At 65.4% G+C, this 17,492-nt stretch carries 19 protein-coding genes and 1 tRNA gene; 13 read left to right on the plus strand and 7 right to left on the minus strand.

The features are described from left to right. Positions 1-39 precede the first annotated feature (39 nt). Together OCH7691_RS23150 and OCH7691_RS01990 are read left to right on the plus strand one after the other, a co-directional pair. Complete coding sequence (locus tag OCH7691_RS23150; protein ID WP_176244891.1) at positions 40-228, plus strand: hypothetical protein; 189 nt, start codon at positions 40-42, stop codon at positions 226-228. 42 nt (positions 229-270) lie between these two features. Continuing rightward, positions 271-510 (plus strand): hypothetical protein, encoded by a 240-nt coding sequence (locus OCH7691_RS01990; RefSeq protein ID WP_085881742.1) that lies wholly within the window; start codon positions 271-273, stop codon positions 508-510. Positions 511-515: 5 nt separating this feature from the next. On the opposite strand, the gene OCH7691_RS01995 is transcribed toward OCH7691_RS01990, so the two are convergent. Continuing rightward, entirely contained in the window at positions 516-887 is a 372-nt protein-coding gene (locus tag OCH7691_RS01995) for a response regulator (protein ID WP_085881743.1), read from the minus strand. A 132-nt stretch (positions 888-1,019) separates the two neighbouring features. Beyond that, entirely contained in the window at positions 1,020-2,876 is a 1,857-nt protein-coding gene (locus OCH7691_RS02000) for a PAS domain S-box protein (RefSeq protein ID WP_176244892.1), read from the minus strand. A 495-nt stretch (positions 2,877-3,371) separates the two neighbouring features. On the opposite strand from OCH7691_RS02000, the gene OCH7691_RS02005 reads away from it, so the two are divergent. The 6 genes from OCH7691_RS02005 (at position 3,372) to OCH7691_RS02025 (ending at position 6,767) form a co-directional block, all read left to right on the plus strand. Next, entirely contained in the window at positions 3,372-4,628 is a 1,257-nt protein-coding gene (locus tag OCH7691_RS02005; protein ID WP_085881745.1) for a tyrosine-type recombinase/integrase, read from the plus strand. 124 nt (positions 4,629-4,752) lie between these two features. Next, positions 4,753-4,947, plus strand: a complete 195-nt coding sequence (locus tag OCH7691_RS02010; protein ID WP_085881746.1) for a helix-turn-helix transcriptional regulator — start codon at positions 4,753-4,755, stop codon at positions 4,945-4,947. Between the two features lie 100 nt (positions 4,948-5,047). Further along, on the plus strand, positions 5,048-5,221 hold the full coding sequence (locus OCH7691_RS23475) for a hypothetical protein (protein WP_217807743.1): 174 nt from the start codon (positions 5,048-5,050) through the stop codon (positions 5,219-5,221). Next, on the plus strand, positions 5,218-5,523 hold the full coding sequence (locus tag OCH7691_RS02015) for a winged helix domain-containing protein (protein ID WP_085881747.1): 306 nt from the start codon (positions 5,218-5,220) through the stop codon (positions 5,521-5,523). Before OCH7691_RS23475 ends, OCH7691_RS02015 begins: the two co-directional genes overlap by 4 nt. Beyond that, the gene (locus OCH7691_RS02020; RefSeq protein ID WP_085881748.1) at positions 5,523-5,993 is read left to right on the plus strand and encodes a helix-turn-helix domain-containing protein; all 471 of its coding nucleotides are present in this window, start codon (positions 5,523-5,525) and stop codon (positions 5,991-5,993) included. Before OCH7691_RS02015 ends, OCH7691_RS02020 begins: the two co-directional genes overlap by 1 nt. 171 nt (positions 5,994-6,164) lie before the next feature. Next, positions 6,165-6,767, plus strand: a complete 603-nt coding sequence (locus OCH7691_RS02025; RefSeq protein ID WP_085881749.1) for a hypothetical protein — start codon at positions 6,165-6,167, stop codon at positions 6,765-6,767. 102 nt (positions 6,768-6,869) lie between these two features. Here the strand turns inward: OCH7691_RS02025 and OCH7691_RS02030 are convergent. Then, positions 6,870-6,946, minus strand: a tRNA-Arg gene (locus OCH7691_RS02030). A 189-nt stretch (positions 6,947-7,135) separates the two neighbouring features. Here OCH7691_RS02030 and OCH7691_RS02035 point away from each other — a divergent pair. Continuing rightward, positions 7,136-7,315, plus strand: coding sequence for a hypothetical protein (locus OCH7691_RS02035; RefSeq protein WP_139839484.1), 180 nt, complete (start codon positions 7,136-7,138; stop codon positions 7,313-7,315). A 125-nt stretch (positions 7,316-7,440) separates the two neighbouring features. After that, positions 7,441-9,441 (plus strand): PAS domain S-box protein, encoded by a 2,001-nt coding sequence (locus OCH7691_RS02040; protein WP_281251902.1) that lies wholly within the window; start codon positions 7,441-7,443, stop codon positions 9,439-9,441. Here the strand turns inward: OCH7691_RS02040 and OCH7691_RS02045 are convergent. Further along, positions 9,428-10,417 carry an ABC transporter ATP-binding protein gene (locus tag OCH7691_RS02045; protein ID WP_085881752.1) on the minus strand — a complete coding sequence of 330 codons (990 nt, stop codon included), beginning with the start codon at positions 10,415-10,417 and terminating at the stop codon, positions 9,428-9,430. The two genes, OCH7691_RS02040 and OCH7691_RS02045, sit on opposite strands and share 14 nt — an antisense overlap. Positions 10,418-10,578: 161 nt before the next feature. Between OCH7691_RS02045 and OCH7691_RS02050 the strand changes: the two genes are divergently transcribed. Then, positions 10,579-10,755 carry a zinc-finger domain-containing protein gene (locus OCH7691_RS02050; RefSeq protein WP_085881753.1) on the plus strand — a complete coding sequence of 59 codons (177 nt, stop codon included), beginning with the start codon at positions 10,579-10,581 and terminating at the stop codon, positions 10,753-10,755. A 43-nt stretch (positions 10,756-10,798) separates the two neighbouring features. Then, positions 10,799-13,660, plus strand: coding sequence for a DNA polymerase I (polA, locus tag OCH7691_RS02055; protein ID WP_085881754.1), 2,862 nt, complete (start codon positions 10,799-10,801; stop codon positions 13,658-13,660). Between the two features lie 53 nt (positions 13,661-13,713). On the opposite strand, the gene OCH7691_RS02060 is transcribed toward polA, so the two are convergent. Next, positions 13,714-14,700: a 2-hydroxyacid dehydrogenase gene (locus tag OCH7691_RS02060; RefSeq protein ID WP_085881755.1), complete on the minus strand. Its 987-nt coding sequence runs from the start codon at positions 14,698-14,700 to the stop codon at positions 13,714-13,716. 216 nt (positions 14,701-14,916) lie between these two features. Here OCH7691_RS02060 and OCH7691_RS02065 point away from each other — a divergent pair, with 216 nt between their 5' ends. Continuing rightward, complete coding sequence (locus OCH7691_RS02065; protein ID WP_085881756.1) at positions 14,917-15,411, plus strand: SH3 domain-containing protein; 495 nt, start codon at positions 14,917-14,919, stop codon at positions 15,409-15,411. 54 nt (positions 15,412-15,465) lie between these two features. Here OCH7691_RS02065 and OCH7691_RS02070 read toward each other — a convergent pair whose 3' ends face one another. Next, positions 15,466-16,053 carry a DUF3501 family protein gene (locus OCH7691_RS02070; protein WP_085881757.1) on the minus strand — a complete coding sequence of 196 codons (588 nt, stop codon included), beginning with the start codon at positions 16,051-16,053 and terminating at the stop codon, positions 15,466-15,468. A gap of 28 nt (positions 16,054-16,081) precedes the next feature. Next, a complete protein-coding gene (locus OCH7691_RS02075; protein ID WP_085881758.1) occupies positions 16,082-17,419 on the minus strand; it encodes a heterodisulfide reductase-related iron-sulfur binding cluster in 1,338 nt (445 codons plus the stop codon). Positions 17,420-17,492: the final 73 nt, after the last annotated feature.

A 17,492-nucleotide genomic window follows, 5' to 3' on the forward strand; every position in this document is an offset into this window, starting at 1 on the left:
CGAAAAGCCGGCTCGCAACCGGGACTTGCTGAATCCGGAATGCTTCGGCGCTACACTGGCCTGCACCTGCACCAGCCGGAGTCCCGGGACGCCATGCGCCGTAAGATCCTGAACATGCTGTTGACGCTTGCCTTCGCCGCCATCGTCCTGCTCGGCTATGCCGCCGGACGGGGCTGGATCGAGGGCGAGCCGGTCGATGAATCGGTCCATCAGAATGTGCACCGGTAGATGGCCGGGGAAAACCGGGCGACGTTGCCCGGCGAGAAAGCCATGACATCGGACAGGACGGCGACGCGACGGGATATCGAAGAGCTGGCCGGCGGGATCGAAGCAGTCCAGAAAGCAGAGATCATGGCGCTTGGCACCACGCTTTCCGAACTCGGGCAGGCGCTCGCCTGGGCAGCCGGGGAAGGCGACGCGACGGACAGGGACCGCCTTCCGCTGGCTGGCCGCGCGGCGCAAGTCCACAGGATCCTGACCCTGCCGTTCGCTTTCGACGAAGAGGAATAGGCCGGTCAGGCCTCGGCGCTCTTCAGCGCGCTCTTCAGGTCGGCGACATGCATCGGCTTGCTGAGCGTGGAGACCTCGAAGATGCCGCGCGATTTTCCGAGCAGTTCCGCGGAGCGCGCATAGGCGGGATTGTATCCGGTGACGATCAGAACCCGGGCCTGGTTGCGCCGCTTGATGAGCCAGTCGATGATCTCGATGCCGTCCCGCTCCGGCATGACGATATCGAGGACGATCATGTCCGGCTCGAACTCGAGATAGGTTTCCTCGAACTTCCGCGGATCGCTGATCACCAGGACCGAGAAATCGAGACTCTCCGCGACCCGCCTCACGAAATCGCCGAAATCCGGCTCGTCGTCCATCACCAGTAGCCGCGGCATTCCGTCACCGAATCAGTGTCTTGTCGAATTATCGGGTGCTAGCAAGCATATTGACAAGCAGATTACAAGACCGGCGACCGGGTCCAGGGTCGCGGGTGCCGGCAAGCGGCATGCGGGCGGTCCGAGCGCGCCTTATTTCCGGCGCGCGACGACCCGGCTGGCGGGAACGGTCATCCGGATCGTGGTCCCCACATGGATCTCGCTTTCGATGGTCAGGCTGCCGCCATGACGCTCCATCAGGGTGCGGGCAAGCGGCAGCCCGAGACCGGAACCCTGGTGACGCCGTGACATCGAGCTGTCGACCTGCCCGAAGGGCGTGAGCGCGACATCGATATCGCCCGCCGACATGCCGATCCCGTTGTCGCTGACCGCGACCGACCAGCCGCCATCGTCGCACGGTGCGACGGTGATCGCGACCACGCCGCCGGCCGGCGTGAATTTCACCGCATTCGAGAGCAGGTTGAGCAGAACCTGCTTGAGGTGCCGATGGTCGGCGCGCAGCAGCGGCGCATCGCCGGGCAGATCGAGGCAGATCGACAGGTCCGCCTCGCGTGCGCGCTCTCGGATCAGGCGGACGCAGGCATCGACGGTCTCGCTCAGCGGCTGCACCGCCTCGTGCAGCTGGAACTTGCCGGCCTCGAGCTTCGAGAGGTCGAGGATGTCGTTGATGATGTCGAGCAGATGCTTGCCGCTCGTATAGATGTCGCCGGCGTACTCCAGGTAGCGCGGCTCTCCGATCGGGCCGAAGAGCTGGTCGCGCAGGACCTCCGAAAAGCCGATGATGGCATTGAGCGGGGTTCGCAGCTCATGGCTCATGTTGGCCAGGAACTCGCCCTTTGCCCGATTAGCCAGTTCCGCCGCTGCCTTGCTCTCCCGGAGCTGGCGTTCGTAGAGTTTCCGTTCGGTGATGTCGCGGGCAACGATGAGCAGCAGGTCCTCGCCGCCGAAGTCGAGCGTTTCGACGCTGTAGGCGATTTCCAGACGGCTGTCGTCGGCGCGCCGGATCGTCGCTTCGCGATCGACCACCCGGCCCTTGGCGAGGATATCGGCGAGGATCGCGTCCCTTTCGCCCTGATCGACCCAGATGCCGAGTTCCTGCGAGGTATGCCCGATGACCTCCTCGCGGCGATAGCGAAGGGTCTCGAGGAAGGTCCGGTTGATCGAGATGAAACGGCCGTCCGATCGCCGGGTCAGCGTGATGATCTCCGGACTGCTGTCGAAGACCTTCGCGAGGAGCTGCTCGGAATTCCGCCGTTCCTCCTCGGCCGCCTTGCGGGTTGTGATATCGAACAGATTGACCAGCAGCGCATCGTTGCCGCGCCAGTTGATGACCGCCGCCCGGCAATCGACCCAGATAACCACGCCGTCGGCGCGGATCAGCCGCATCTCATACTGAACCGGCGCCCGCAGGCCGGCCATTCGCGCCTTGTAACGCTCGTCGATCATGGCGCGGTCGTCGGGATGGATGAAGTCCAGGACGGAGTCCATTTGCATCACCGCCTGCCGGTCGGCCATCCCGAGCAGGGCCGCGGTCGCCCGGTTGGCATAGAGCGGCTGGCCGTTCCGGTGGACGACCGTCGCATGCACAGATTCCTCGACGATCCGTTCGAACTCGTGCTCGCTGCGGCGCTCGTCCGAGAGATCGCGAAGGACGATGCAGAATCCGTCCCGGGCGCCCCGGGAATCGAAGCGCGGCGTCGCCCGGCATTCGAAGCAATGCCAGGTCACGCCATCGAACGACAGGATGCTCTGCCACACGCTCGGCGCCATGCCGGCGCGCAGCGCCTTCACGATATCGGCGACGAACGCGGCGTCCTCGCGATGCACGAGGTCGCTGAAGGCGCGGCCGACCAGGCCTGGCGCCGGGGCAGCGCCGAACGGCGAGCCGACGATCTCGCCCCGGCCGTCGACGACCAGGCAGAGTTCGCGGCTCAGACCCGCCAGCAGTGCGGCGTCTTCGCCTGCTACGTCGCCAGGCCGGCATGCCACCGGCGATCGAGTGGGACTTTTCGTCATGTCGCGCGACGACACCTCGTGACCCCTGAACATCGACCGAGACTAGCCCGAATTCGTTAAGGAAGTCGTCCTGTCATGAACGGTCCGGACGGTGACACCGGTACTGTCACGCCGTCACGACCAGTTCGGCGGCCGCGCACCGCAGGATAGCACTTGAGAACAAGACAATATATGCACAGTTGCAGGAACCGCGCGTCAACGCCCGGCCCACGGAATGTCGAATGTCGTAAATCGGGATTTCGGTGATGCGAGCCGGTCAGCTCGCCAGGCCATCGGGAAATGGCGCACCCGGCACGATTCGAACGTGCGACCTCTGCCTTCGGAGGGCGAAGGTCTATGGAATAGCGACTTTCCGGTACGGCTCTTAACCCATACAACACAACGGTTTAATCCGTTAGACATTCTGCATGTTGCGCCTTGTTTGATTGCTGGCGATTGCTATATGATTGCTGGCAATCGGAGGGTGAGATGCAGGCTAGGATCACGAAGCGGAGCGTCGACGGAGCCAAGCCGGGCGAGCGGGATCAGTTTCTGTGGGACTCAGACGTTCGGGGCTTCGGCGTGAAGGTGACGCCAGCAGGGCGCCGCGTGTTCGTTCTCCAGTATCGCCAGCATGGCCGGGTTCGGCGCTATACCATCGGCACCTATGGAAGCCCGTGGACGCCTGAGCAGGCGCGTGCGGAAGCGGTTCGCCTCCTCGGTCGAGTCGGCGACGGGCGCGACCCCGGCACAGAGAAGCAGGCAGAGAAAACCGCCGAGACGGTGGCCGAACTCTGCGACCTCTACCTTTCGTCCGACGGATGCGAAAAGAAGAAGGCCAGCACCCTCGCCACTGACCGGGGCCGGATCGAGCGCCACATCATTCCCTTGCTCGGCCGAAAGCGCGTGAAGGACGTAACGACCGGCGACGTGAATCGCTTCATGACGGATGTCGCCAAGGGCAAGACCGCCGCGACCATCAAGACCGGACCACGCGGACTTGCGCGGGTGACGGGCGGCGAAGGCACAGCTCGGCGGACGGTCGGCCTGCTCGGAGGCATCTTCACCTATGCCGTCGAGAAAGGCATGCGGCCGGACAACCCCGTCCGGGCTGTGAAAAGGTCGCGCGACGGCGAGTCGGATCGTTCCCTGTCGACCGAGGAACTTGCGCGGCTCGGCGATGCACTCAAGACCGCCGAGTCTGAAGACGCGAACCCCTACGCCATCGCCGCGATCCGCCTGCTGGTGCTGACCGGCTGCCGCAAGTCTGAGATCCTCACCGCGCGATGGACCGATGTCGATTTCGAGGCCGGACAACTCCGCCTTGCGGATAGCAAGACCGGCCCGAAAAAAGTTCCGCTCGGTGCCCCGGCGCTGGAACTGCTGGCCGCGCTGCCGCGTATCGCGGGCAATGAGTATGTCTTGCCGGGCGGAAAAGACGGTCACCATCTGGTCGGCCTGCCGAAGGTCTGGCGCAGGGTTCGCGACAGCGCCGGGCTGAATGACGTTCGCCTTCACGATCTCCGCCATTCCTTCGCCAGCGTCGGCGCCGCGGCAGGGATGAGCCTGCCGCTGGTCGGCAAGCTGCTGGGCCACCGCGACCCGAAAACGACGGCGCGATACGCGCATATCGGAGCGGACCCGGCGCGGGCCGCCGCCAATCGGATTGCCGGAGAGATCGCCCTTTCGCTGGCCGGGGTGCCGTTTGGGCACAAAAAAAAATCGGCGAGTTACCGGGTCGACTAGCAAAACTCTCGGTTTTCAGACTTTTCGAATGTCATTTAGTTATGGTTCCGGAAGTCTCCTAATCATACAATTGCGGGTGAAGGGGTTGCATAACGCAACCCCAGAACGGATGGAGTAACCGCAGTTGTCGAAACGCTATTTACCTACCCACTTGGCGGCCGATTATTGTAGCTCGACCAAATCTACCTTCGAGAAGTACCGCCTCACCGGCGAGGGCGCGCCCTACATCAAGCTGGGCCGCCGCGTCGTCTATGATGTCGCCGATCTCGATGCCTGGCTGCATAGCCGACGTCGGAACTCGACATCGGAGGCGGCCTGAGCGACCGCAATGCACCCTTCAGAAAAGCGACAACCCCGGCTTGCTTGCAGGCTCGGCCGGGGCTGTCTTTTCCGATGTCCCCTCGCAAGGAATCAGAAACATGAAAGTAGACTATCCGCGAAACATTGCCAACCTGCCCTTATTCCTCTGGGCCGATCTTCGGGACGCTTTCCCTGCATCGCCGGCCGAACGGTCTATTGGCCGCCGATATCGGGTCAATCCGCATCGGGCGCGACTCATCGCCGAACTCGCCGGCATCGGAGGCTCCCGATGAGTGGCCGTCTCACCGTCACGGCTGCCGTCACCGACCACGCCGGCAGCCGGGAAATCGCGGTGCGCGGCCAGACGGCCAAGGCGCTCCTGGCGCTGGTCGAGAGCGGCCGCAAAGGCGCGACGGCGGCCGATGTCGCTGGTTGGGCCTATCGGTTCGCGGCCTACTGCCACGACCTGAAACGCAATCACGGCCTCGTCATCCGCACCGACAGGGAACCGCACCCCGGCGGCTGGCACGGGCGGCACGTCCTTGAAAGCCGGGTCGCGATCCTGTCCGTCGACGGGATCGACGGAGACGCCTGATGGGCCGTCGAAGAAGAGGCGGCCGTGTCGATGCAACGGGCCGGACTGCCGGCGAGCAATTCTTTGCCGTCCCGTACCGCATGGCGAAGAGCATCGCCTGGCGGAGTTTGTCAGGCCCGGCGCTGAAGGTCTGGGTCGAGCTTCGCACGCGGTATAACGGCAAGAACAATGGCGACCTCTCCTTGAGCTTCGAGGACGCGGCACGGCTGCTCAGCCTGTCGAAATCGACCGTCGGCCGGGCCTACGCGGAACTCGAACAGAAAGGCTTCATCCAGAAGACGAAGCAAGGTCAATGGTACGGCCGCATGGCGACAACGTGGACGGTCACAGACCGCGCGCACCAAGGGCATCAAGCGACGAACGACTGGCGTTACTGGCGACCGCCCGACGAAAAGGCGAAATCCCGTAGTCGGTACCCCTGCGGGACGGTGAGGGGCGGCGACGGCCCCGTCAGCGTACCGAGTAACTGAACTATGTCCCGCTTTGGTACTCGTCAGCCGGCATGAAGCGTCGGTGATGGGTACCGACGCGGGACACCTTTATCTACCAGAGGGGGCGGGTATTACCCCCGGTTTCGCAGTTGATTTCGGCAGAATGCTGGACAGGGTGAGATAGTGGGCGGCCTGGGATCAGGAAACCGGATGCAGATCGGCCGGTCGACCGTCGAGCAATCGCTGGTCCTCCGGATCGACACGCTGCGGCGCGACCGCCTGCTGCGGCCGGGGCTGGCATGGCAGGGCACGCTGGTCTGGCGCCGCGTCCCGAGTGGCGAGGAGACGGCCAGCGTCGCATACCGGGCGTACATGCTCGATGGCGAGGCGAAACGGCTTGAACTGCGTTACGCCGTCAACGGCGAGTCGCGGTTCCAGTCGATCCCGCTTGAATGGACGCGGCCGGGTTTCGGGGGACGGCGCTGGTGGTTCATCTGCCCGGTATCGGGGCGGCGGGTCTCGACGCTGATGCTGCCGCCCGGCGGCGACCTCTTCGCCGCTCGGCAGGCATGGGGCCTCGCCTACCAGAGCCAGCGCGAAAACGCCTATGACCGCGCCATTAGCCGGGCGCAGAAGATCCGAATGCAACTTGGCGGCGACCCCTCGCTGGCGGCGCCCTTTCCGCTACGGCCGAAGGGAATGCACCGACGCACATACAGGCGGCTGATGTCTATGGCGCTTGCCGCTGAAGAGTGGGGCATGACCGGGATGATGAACTGGTGTCAGCGCCGCATGGGTGGCCACCCGCTCTGACGCTGCGGCGACCCGGCACCGATTTCACATCCGCGCGATTGCTATTTGATTGCTGGGTGGAAAGTGAGCGAGCCGGTCAGTTCGCTAAGCCATTGAAAAGAATGGCGCACCCGGCACGATTCGAACGTGCGACCTCTGCCTTCGGAGGGCAGCGCTCTATCCAGCTGAGCTACGGGTGCTGAATCGCGCCCTGTTTAACGCATGGCCGGGCCCATGGCAATCGCCGGCGTATCGATCTTTCACGATCCGCTTTCGGGCAACTCCGTGACCGGGCGGCAGCGGTCGCGCGCGTTCGCCATGCAATTTAGCAATTGACGATATCTTAACGAATTCGCGCGACCCTGCAGGCGAGGAGGACCGTGTCGGCCATGAAACGGCTGTTTGTCCTTTACGCGACGATCGCGCTCTGCACCTTCCTGGTCCAGGGCATCACGGATCGTTTTGTCGCCCGCTGCGACTTCGACATGGCAGCCTGCGCGCTTCGCCTGCCCGGCTATTCGGCGAACGCCCTGCTCTGGCCCTATTACTGGCTCAATCACCTCGCATGAACGGGCATCGTCCCGAGCCGCCCTCCTTAACGAATCGTCAATCGCCGGTCACCTAACCTCGGACGTGCCATGACAAGCTTTTTCCGTCGCCGCGGCGCGATACCGACTGGGCCATCGAGATAGCGATCGACGAGACATACCGGCGGGAGCCCGTACTTCGGAAGCCGGTCCTTTCCCGCGCCGACACGAAGACCGCTCCGCCTAGGCGGGGCGGCGAGGAGACGTCCTATCGCTCCTTCTTCGACGATGCGGATGTCGGCATGTATCGCTCGTCGCCCGACGGGCGCATGCTGATGGCGAACCGGGCGCTGGTTCAACTCAACGGCTACGATACCGAGCAGGAACTGCTCGACGCGGTCGGCGACATCTCGCGGGAATGGTATGTCGATCCGACCCGGCGGGATGATTTCAAGCGCCTGCTTGAAACCGAGGGACGGGTTCGCGGCTTCGTTTCCGAGGTCTATCGTCACAAGACACGCGAACGGATCTGGATCACCGAAACCGCCCATTGCCAGTATGACGCGGACGGGAACACGATTCTCTACCAGGGCACGGTTCAGGACGTGACCGCCCAGGTGACGGCCGAGATCAAGCTGCGCGAGAGCGAGGAGCGCCTGCGCGACCTGGCGACCACGACGCCGGTGCCACTGTTCGTTACCCGTCTGTCGGACGGTGAGCTTCTCTATGCCAACGACCAGGTCGGGCCGGCCTTCGGACTGGCGCCCGACGAGATGGTCGGTCGGCGGATCAGCGACTTCTATGTCGATCATGCCGACCGCAAGGCCATGCTGGAGCGCCTGAACGAGGAAGAGCATCTGACCGGCGTCGAGATCCGCTTCCGGCGCGCCGACGGCAGCGAGATCATCGCGATCAACTCCATGACCCGGACGCACTATTACGGCGTACCCGCGATCATCGGCAGCTTCATCGACATCACCGATCGCCGACGCAGCGAGGCCTCGGCCAGGGAGACCCGCCGCCGGCTCGCCGCGCATCTGGAAAGCACGCCGCTCATCGCCATCGCCTGGGACATGGAACTGAGGACGACCGAATGGAACCGGGCGGCCGAGCGGATCTTCGGTTACAGCCGCGCCGAGGTCATCGGACGCAACATCTTCGAACTGATCGTCCCGCCGGATGCGCGTGATCAGGTCTACCGCATGCTGCGATCCATCATGCAGGACGGTTCCGATGCGGAAAGCACCAATGCCAACGTCACCAAGGACGGGCGCACCATCATCTGCCAGTGGAACAACAACCGGCTGCTCGACACCGACGGCAACCCGATCGGCGTGGCGGCGATCGCCCAGGACGTGACCGAGAGCGAGCGGGCGCGCGAGGAACTGCGCCAGGCCAAGGAACTGGCCGAGAGCGCAAGCCGCGCCAAGAGCGACTTCCTGGCGAACATGAGCCACGAGCTCCGCACGCCGCTGAACGCGATCATCGGTTTCTCGGAGGTCCTGAAGAACGAGCTCGTCGGGCCGATCGGCTCACGGAAATACCTCGAGTATGCCGAAGACATTCATGACAGCGGCAGCCACCTTCTCGGCGTCATTAACGACATCCTCGACATGTCGAAGATCGAGGCCGGGAAGACCCAGCTCCTCGAAAGCGAGTTCGAGGCCCTGCATGCGATCGAGCCCTGCATCCGCCTGGTCCGGGAACGGGCCGAGGCGAAGGCACTGACCCTCGAGGTCAACGATCGGAGCAACGGCATGCTCCTCTGGGCGGACGAACGGCTGTTCCGCCAGATCATGCTGAACCTGATGACCAATGCGGTGAAATTCACACCCGATCACGGCCGGATCGACGTCTCGCTGGCCCCCGGACGCGAGGGCGGGCTGATGGTCCGGGTGACCGACAACGGCATCGGGATTGCCGCAAGGGACCTGCAGAAGGTCATGGAGCCCTTCGGCCAGGCCGAATCCAGCTTCACGCGCTCATTCGAGGGCACCGGCCTTGGCCTGCCGCTCGTCAAGTCGCTGATCGAGCTACACGGCGGCCACTTCGAGCTGGAAAGCGAACTGCATGTCGGCACCGTCGCGACCGTCGTCTTCCCGGGGGAACGGCTGCGCCCGCCGCACAAGGCGCAGATTCACAGTTTCAGCCGCGTCAGCGGCGGGTGAGCTGCAGGAAGGCGTCTTCCAGGTCCGCCTCCTCGGTCGACAGGTCGACGATCTCCAGGCCGGCCGCCTGGACCCGGGACAGCACCTCGCCGATCGCGGTCGCGCTGGGCCGGTAGTCGAGCTTCACGATATTCGGATCCGGCAGGCTCGCGCCGAGCGTGGCAAGCCCCTCCGGCAAGATCTCGAGCGGCTCGCGGATCCTGATCTTCAGGCTCTTGCTGTCGAGGCGCTGGACCAGTGTCTCGGTCCGCTCGCAGGCGACCACCTTGCCGCGGTCGATGATCGCGATCCGGTCGCAGAGCTGCTCGGCCTCCTCGAGATAGTGGGTGGTCAGCAGGACGGTGACGCCGCCGACATTCAGTTCCCGGATATATTCCCAGAGCTGCTGGCGCAGCTCGACATCGACGCCGGCGGTCGGCTCGTCGAGGATCAGCACGGCGGGCCGGTGAACCATCGCCTTGGCGACGAGCAGGCGCCGACGCATGCCGCCCGACAGCGAGCGCGCATAGGATTCCGCCTTGTCGGTCAGGCCCATGGCGGCGAGGATCCGGTCGGTCTGCCGTTCCGACTTGCGAACGCCGTACAGCCCGGCCTGGAATTCCATCGCCGCGCGCGGCGTGAAGAACGGGTCGATATTCAGTTCCTGCGGAACCACGCCGATCGCCCGGCGCGCCGCCCGCATCTCGCGATCGATGTCGTGGCCGGCGATACGCACGCTGCCCTCGGTACGGGCGACCAGCCCGGCGAGGATATTGATGAAGGTCGACTTGCCGGCACCGTTCGGGCCGAGCAGCGCGAAGAATGAGCCTGCGGGAATGCTGAGATCGACACCGTCGAGGGCCGTCACCGGGCCCCGTCCGCCGCTGCCGCGATAGACCTTGCGAAGTCCGCGCACCTCGATCGCCGGCACGGCCTCGGCCGGCGCCTTCGCGGTTATGCTGTCGCCCGTCGCCGGGCGGCCGGTCTCGTTTCGCATGACATTCGCTGAAAAAAGGGGGGCTTCGCAGTTGCGTGCGGACCGCCAATGCATATCATCCGCCTGATCGGCCGGTCAATCGCGACCGCCGCCGGACCAGGCCTCCGACACCAGTCGCCGGGCCACGTCAGAGTGTGTCGACGGCAAAGGACCGAAACACCATGGAACCGCCCGAAATCATCGAAGTCGAAGCGCTGCGCGTCCCCTGCGACGGGGGCGGAACGCTCGGCCACCCGCGCGTCTTTCTCAATCTCGGCAACGACCACAAGGTCGACTGCCCCTATTGCGGACGCCGATTCGTGCTGAAGGAAGGCGCCGACGTCGGCGCCCATCACTGAACCCGTTCCCGGTGTCGCCGGGCGGCGGCCGACAAGAGGCAACATGATCGCAACGGACGCTGCCCGTCATCGCATCTACCTGGTTGACGGCTCGGGCTACATTTTCCGGGCCTACTATGCCCTGCCGCCGCTGACCCGGCCGGACGGCACGCCGGTCGGCGCGGTACTCGGTTTCTGCAACATGCTGCAGAAGCTGATCGACGACACCAAGGTCGACGGCTCGGTCAGCCACCTGGCGGTGGTCTTCGATTCAGCCCGGAAGACATTCCGGAACGACATCTACCCGGAATACAAGGCGAACCGGGAGGCGGCGCCGGAGGACCTGGTGCCGCAATTCTCGCTGATACGCGACGCGACGCGGGCCTTCAGCGTGCACTCGATCGAGCGCGAGGGCTACGAGGCCGACGATATCATCGCCACCTTCGTCGCACGGGCCCGGACGATCGGGGCCGAGGTCGTGATCGTTTCCTCCGACAAGGACCTGATGCAGCTCGTCGGCGACGGCGTCACCATGCTCGACCCGATGAAGAACCGGATCGTCGACCTCCCGGAGGTGCTGGAGAAATTCGGTGTGGCCCCCGACCGCGTGGTCGACGTGCAGTCGCTCGCCGGCGATTCGACCGACAACGTCCCGGGGGTTCCCGGCATCGGCATCAAGACCGCGGCCCAGCTGATCAACGAATACGGCGACCTCGAGAGCCTGCTCGCCCGGGCCGCCGAGATCAAGCAGCCGAAGCGGCGCGAGAATCTGATCGCCTTCGCCGAGCAGGCGCGGATCAGCCGGCAGCTGGTCGCGCTGGCCGCCGACGTTCCGCTGGAGGAGGGCTTCGACGGCCTGCTGGTCGCCGATCCCGATCCGGCGACCCTCGAAGGCTTCCTCGCCGAGAACGGCTTCAAGGCGCTGCTGGCGAAGGTGCGCAGCCGCAACGGGTCGCCGGCCGGGGCACTTCCGGCGGCCGCTCCGCCGGCGGGCAGCGATCCGGACCCTGTCGCCGGCGCCGCGGCGCCATCAGGCGGCGACGAGGCGCCCGCGCCATCCGACAGCGTCTACGAGCTGGTCCAGGATACCGGCGCGCTCAGGCGCTGGATCGCCGCTGCCTCGAAGGCCGGCGTTGTCGCCGTCGATACCGAGACCACGTCGCTCGACGCCATGCGGGCCGAGCTTGTCGGCGTGTCGCTGAGCGCCGAGACCGGGCGCGCCTGCTACATCCCGCTTGGCCATGTCGCGCCGGCGCCCACCGGCGAACTGGCCTTCGACGGGGGCGACAGCTCGATGCCGGAGGCGCCGAAGCAGATCGACCGGGACGAGGCCCTGGCGCTGCTCAAACCGATGCTCGAGGACCCGGCGATCCTCAAGGTCGGCCAGAACCTGAAGTACGACCTGCTGGTCCTGCGCCGCTACGGCGTCGACATCCGGCCGTTCGATGACACCATGCTGCTGTCGTTCACCCTCGACGCCGGCCGGCACGGCCATGGCATGGACGAGCTGTCGGAACTTCACCTCGCCCACAAGCCGATCGCCTTCAAGGATGTCGCCGGCAGCGGCAAGGCGATGAAGAGCTTCGCCGAGGTGCCGCTCGAACGGGCCTGCGACTACGCCGCCGAGGATGCGGACGTGACGCTCCGGCTCTTCCAGGTGCTGAAGCCCCGCCTGGCAACCGAGCATCTGGCGACCGTCTACGAGACGATCGAGCGCCCCCTGGCGCCCGTCCTCGTCGCGATGGAGGCTGCCGGAATCAAGATCGATTCCGGACAGCTCACCGCGTTGTCGTCCGATTTCGCGGGACGGATCGCCGAATACGAGAAGGAGATCCACGCGCTTGCCGGCGACGCCTTCAATGTCGGTTCACCGAAGCAGCTCGGCGAGATCCTGTTCGACCGGATGGGCCTTGAGGGCGGCAAGAAAGGCCGGAACGGCGCCTGGTCGACCGATGCCAACGTGCTGGAGAAGCTTGCCGCGGAGGGCCACGAGCTGCCCGCCCGCGTACTCGACTGGCGTCAGCTAGCCAAGCTGAAGAGCACCTACACGGACGCGCTTCAGAACCAGATAAACCCGCAGACAGGCCGCGTGCATACCTCCTTCGCGATGGCTGCGGCGGCGACCGGCCGGCTCGCCTCGACCGATCCGAACCTGCAGAACATCCCGGTTCGCACCGCCGAAGGCCGCAAGCTCCGCCGGGCCTTCATCGCCGAACCGGGCCACAAGCTGATCTCCGCCGACTACTCGCAGATCGAGCTCCGGCTGCTCGCCCATATCGCCGATATCGGATCGCTCAAGGCTGCCTTCCGCGATGGCCTCGACATTCATGCGATGACCGCCTCCCAGGTCTTCGGCGTGCCGATCGAGGGCATGGATCCGAGCGTCCGCCGTTCGGCCAAGGCGATCAATTTCGGCATCATCTACGGGATCAGCGCCTTCGGTCTCGCCCAGCAGCTCGGCGTGCCGCAGCGGCAGGCGCGCGACTACATCGACGCCTATTTCGAGAAATATCCCGGGATCCGCGCCTACATGGACCGGACCAAGGAATTCTGCCACCACCACGGCTATGTCGAGACGGTGTTCGGCCGGCGCTGTCACATCGGCGGGATCAACGACCGGAACCCGGCCAGGCGTGGCTTCTCGGAGAGAGCGGCGATCAACGCCCCGATCCAGGGCTCGGCCGCCGACATCATCAAGCGCGCGATGATCCGCATGCCGGAGGCGCTGGCGGCCGCCGGCCTGAAGGCGCGGATGCTGCTCCAGGTCCATGACGAACTGATCTTCGAGGCGCCCGAGGCGGAAGCCGAGGCGACCGCGGCACTGGTCACCAGCGTCATGGAGAAGGCGGCTCTGCCGGCCCGCGCGCTCAGCGTGCCGCTGACCGTCGATGCCGGGATCGGGGACAACTGGGGCGAGGCGCACTAGCCGGCCCCGCCTCGCGGGTCAGCGGGCGCGAACGCGGGACAGGCGGAATGGCCTCAGAGCAGGCCCTGCAGGACGCGGTCGGGCGGTGTATGGCCGTCGACGAAGGTCTTGATGTTGATGATGACCTTCTCGCCCATGTCGATCCGGCCCTCGATCGTCGCCGAGCCCATATGGGGCAGCAGCACGACCTGGGGAAGCTCCAGAAGCTTGGGATTCACCGCCGGCTCGTGCTCGAACACGTCGAGACCGGCGCCGGACAGGTCGCCCGCCCGCAGCATCCGGGTCAGTGCGTTCTCGTCGATGACCTCGCCGCGCGCGGTATTGACGATATAGGCATGCGGCTGGAGCAGTTTCAGCCGCCGCGCCGAAAGCAGGTGGTAGGTCGCCGGCGTATGCGGGCAGTTGATCGAGATGATGTCCATCCGCGCCAGCATCTGGTCGAGGCTTTCCCAGTAGGTCGCCTCGAATTCCTGCTCGACCGACTCGGGCAGCCGGTTGCGGTTGTGGTAATGGATCGAGAGGTTGAAGGCCTGGGCGCGGCGGGCGACCGCCTGGCCGATCCGGCCCATGCCGATGATCCCGAGCCGCTTGCCCGAGATCCGGCGTCCGAGCATGCCGGTCGGCGACCAGCCGGTCCATTCCCCGGTCCGCATCATGCGTTCGCCTTCCGCGAGCCGACGCGGCACCGCGAGGATCAGCGCCATCGTCATATCGGCGGTGTCCTCGGTCAGGACGCCCGGCGTGTTGGTCACGGTGATGCCCCGCTGGCGCGCCGTCGCGAGGTCGATGTGGTCGACGCCGGTACCGAAATTCGCGATCAGGCGGAGATTGGGGTTGGCCTGGGACAGGATCTTCGCGTCGACCCGGTCGGTGACGGTCGGCACCAGGATGTCGGCCTTGCGGACGGCTTCGATCAGGTCGTTCTGGCTGAGCGGCGTATCGTCGAGATTGAGGCGCGTATCGAACAGCTCCATCATCCGCGTCTCGATCGCGTCGGGGAGCTTGCGGGTGACGATAACGAGCGGCTTCTTCTGCGACATCTTTGGTGCTCCGGCTCCCGGTCCGCGGCGTTACCGCGACAATCACTTGTTCCGGCCCACGACCGGAGGCGCCTCTGTCTAGCAGATCGTCCGCGGGGTGACAATTGGACCGGCGCAAGCTTTCTGCCCAGCCTTGACCACTGAGCCTCCGGCGCGGCATAACCGCCAGCGACGGCCCGCAGCGCCGGCTGCATCCCCTATCGAATCCGAGCGCCGATGCCGAACCGCTTTATCCTCCTGTTGCTTGCAATCCTGGTCGCGTCCCTGTCCGGCCTGCCCGGCGCGAATCCCGCGCATGCCGAGGGCAAGCTGCCGCGCTTCGCCTCGCTCGGCTCGGACAAGGTCAACGTGCGGACCGGCCCGGGCAAGCGCTACCCGATCCAGTGGGTCTATGTTCGGGAAGGCCTGCCGGTCGAGATCATCGCCGAGTTCGAGCAATGGCGGAAGATTCGCGACGAGGAGGGCGACGAAGGCTGGGTCCATTCGAGCCTTCTCAGCGGCCGCCGCATGGTGACCTTCACCGAGACGGTGCGGGCGATGCGCCTGAAGGCCGATGCGGCGTCGCTGCCGGTGCTGTTTGCCCAGCCCGGCGTGCTGGCCGAACTGGAACGCTGCGACGGAGCCTGGTGCGCGGTCGCGGTCGGCGACCAGCATGGCTATGCCCGCCGCGAGCATCTCTGGGGCTTGCTTCCGGACGAGCGTTTCGATTGAGCCCCGGCTGGCCGCCGGAGCCCATCGTTCCGGTACCGCAACAGGCTGACTGGATCAGTCGAAATCTTCGGCCAGGCGGGCGCGTGTCACCGGGGTAAGCACGGCGCGGTGGCCGTAGGCGGGGTGCGAGATATCGAGCCCGATCTCGCCCTCACCGCTCCGGAAGGCGGCGATCTGCGCCTTGCTGAACGGAAAATGCAGGAAATGCACCGAGGAGGTCTTGCCGCTTTCCTTGGTCCGCTCGACATCCTCCTCCGGGATCGCCGCGACCCGCTCGCCGGCGACCAGGAAAGCGACACGATCCTCGATCCCGCCGAGTGCGTCGAGGACCCGCTTGCGACGGCGTTCGTCCTCGACCTCGATCATCATCGTCGCGATCAGTTCGCTACCGTTCGGGATCATCGTCGAATAGGCGGCGAGCTCGTCGGCAATCTGTGCCTCGCCGCCGCGCTCGATATAGAGCATCTCGTGAATCTGCAGCCACATGCTGTCGAAATTCTCGAAATAGAAGGTGATGTCGGGCCCGACATGGACCCGCCGCTCGCGCTTGACAGGCAGGATGCGCGCCTTGTGCTGCTTCCGCTCGGCGGCATAGGTCTCGATCGGGATGATATCGTCCCGGGTCAGGGTCCGTGACGGCATGATGACTTCCTCGTCGGTCCAGCGGAGTTCAATACCCGTAGGCTCGGGCAAGCAATTCGATCGGGTGGCTGGCGGCGGCCGGCGCCTTGACGTCGTCGCCGAGCCGTTCGAGCGCCTGCACAAGGTGGGCGCCGGCGAGCGGGCATTCGGACGCGACATGCGCCTTCGTCGCCTTGGCGATATTTCGGGCCGCGGGCTTGCCGATCTTCAGCGCGACCTCGAAATTCTCCTTCTTGATCCCCCATGAGCCACCATGACCCGAACAGCGCTCGACCAGGGTGACCTCTGTTTCGGGGATCAGCTTCAGCATCTCCTGCGCCTTTGGCCCCATGTTCTGGGCCCGGGCATGGCAGGCGAAATGCAGCGCAACACCGCCGTCGAGCGGTTTCAACCCGTCCGCCAGTCCCTGGCGCTTGGCGATGTCGACGACGAACTCGGTGATGTCGAAGCTCGCCTTGGCAAGCTTCGCGACCAGCGGGTCGTCGGGCAGGATCAGCGGCCATTCGAATTTCAGCATCAGCGCGCAGGACGGGACCAGCGCGACGATGTCATAGCCTTCGTCGATATAGCGTTCGAGCGCCGCGGCGACCGTGCGGGCACTCTCGGCAACACGATCGAGCTCGCCATGCTCCAGTTGCGGCATGCCGCAACAGCCGGGATACTCGACCACCGTCTCGACGCCATTCCGGGCCAGCACCTGGCGCGCCGCCTCGCCGATCGACGGACTGTTGTAGTTGGCGAAGCAGGTCGCATAAAGCACCGCCTTGCGGCCGGCGGCCGGCGCCGTGCGGTCGACCTCGATCGCCTGGGCCTCTGCCCGGGCCTTGAAGGTCTTGCCGTGGAATTCGGGCAGATGGGCATCGCGATGGATGTCAGCGACCTTTTCCAGGAGAGGTCGGGTCAGACGGTTGCCGGTGCCGGTCGCCCAGTTGGCGAGCGGCGCCACGGCGCCGGCAAGCTTGCCGTTGCGGTCGGTCTCGGTGAGCTGGCGGTCGACGAAGGAGATCTTGCCGGCGCGGGCTTCGGCGGCGCGGTAGCGCAACATCAGGTGCGGGAAGTCGAGGTTGAACTCGTGCGGCGGAACATAGGGGCATTTGGTCATGAAGCACATGTCGCAGAGCGTGCAGGCATCTACGACCGGCTTGAATCCTTCCGACGAGACGCTGTCGAGTTCGCCGCTGTCGGAATCGTCGATCAGGTCGAACAGGCGCGGGAAGGAATCGCAGAGATTGAAGCAGCGGCGGCAGCCATGGCAGATGTCGAAGACCCGGCGAAGCTCGGCATCGATCTTCTCGGCATCGTAGAAATCCGGGTTCTGCCAGTCGAGCGGATGTCGAACCGGCGCATCGAGACTACCTTCTCGCATGGCGCTGCCTCCTGTCGGACAAAGACGAAAGGAACCGAACGCACCGGCCCGCTCGGGCCGGTACGTCCGCGAT

This window comes from Oceanibacterium hippocampi (assembly GCF_900172325.1).
Classification (GTDB): Bacteria; Pseudomonadota; Alphaproteobacteria; order Sneathiellales; family Sneathiellaceae; genus Oceanibacterium; species Oceanibacterium hippocampi.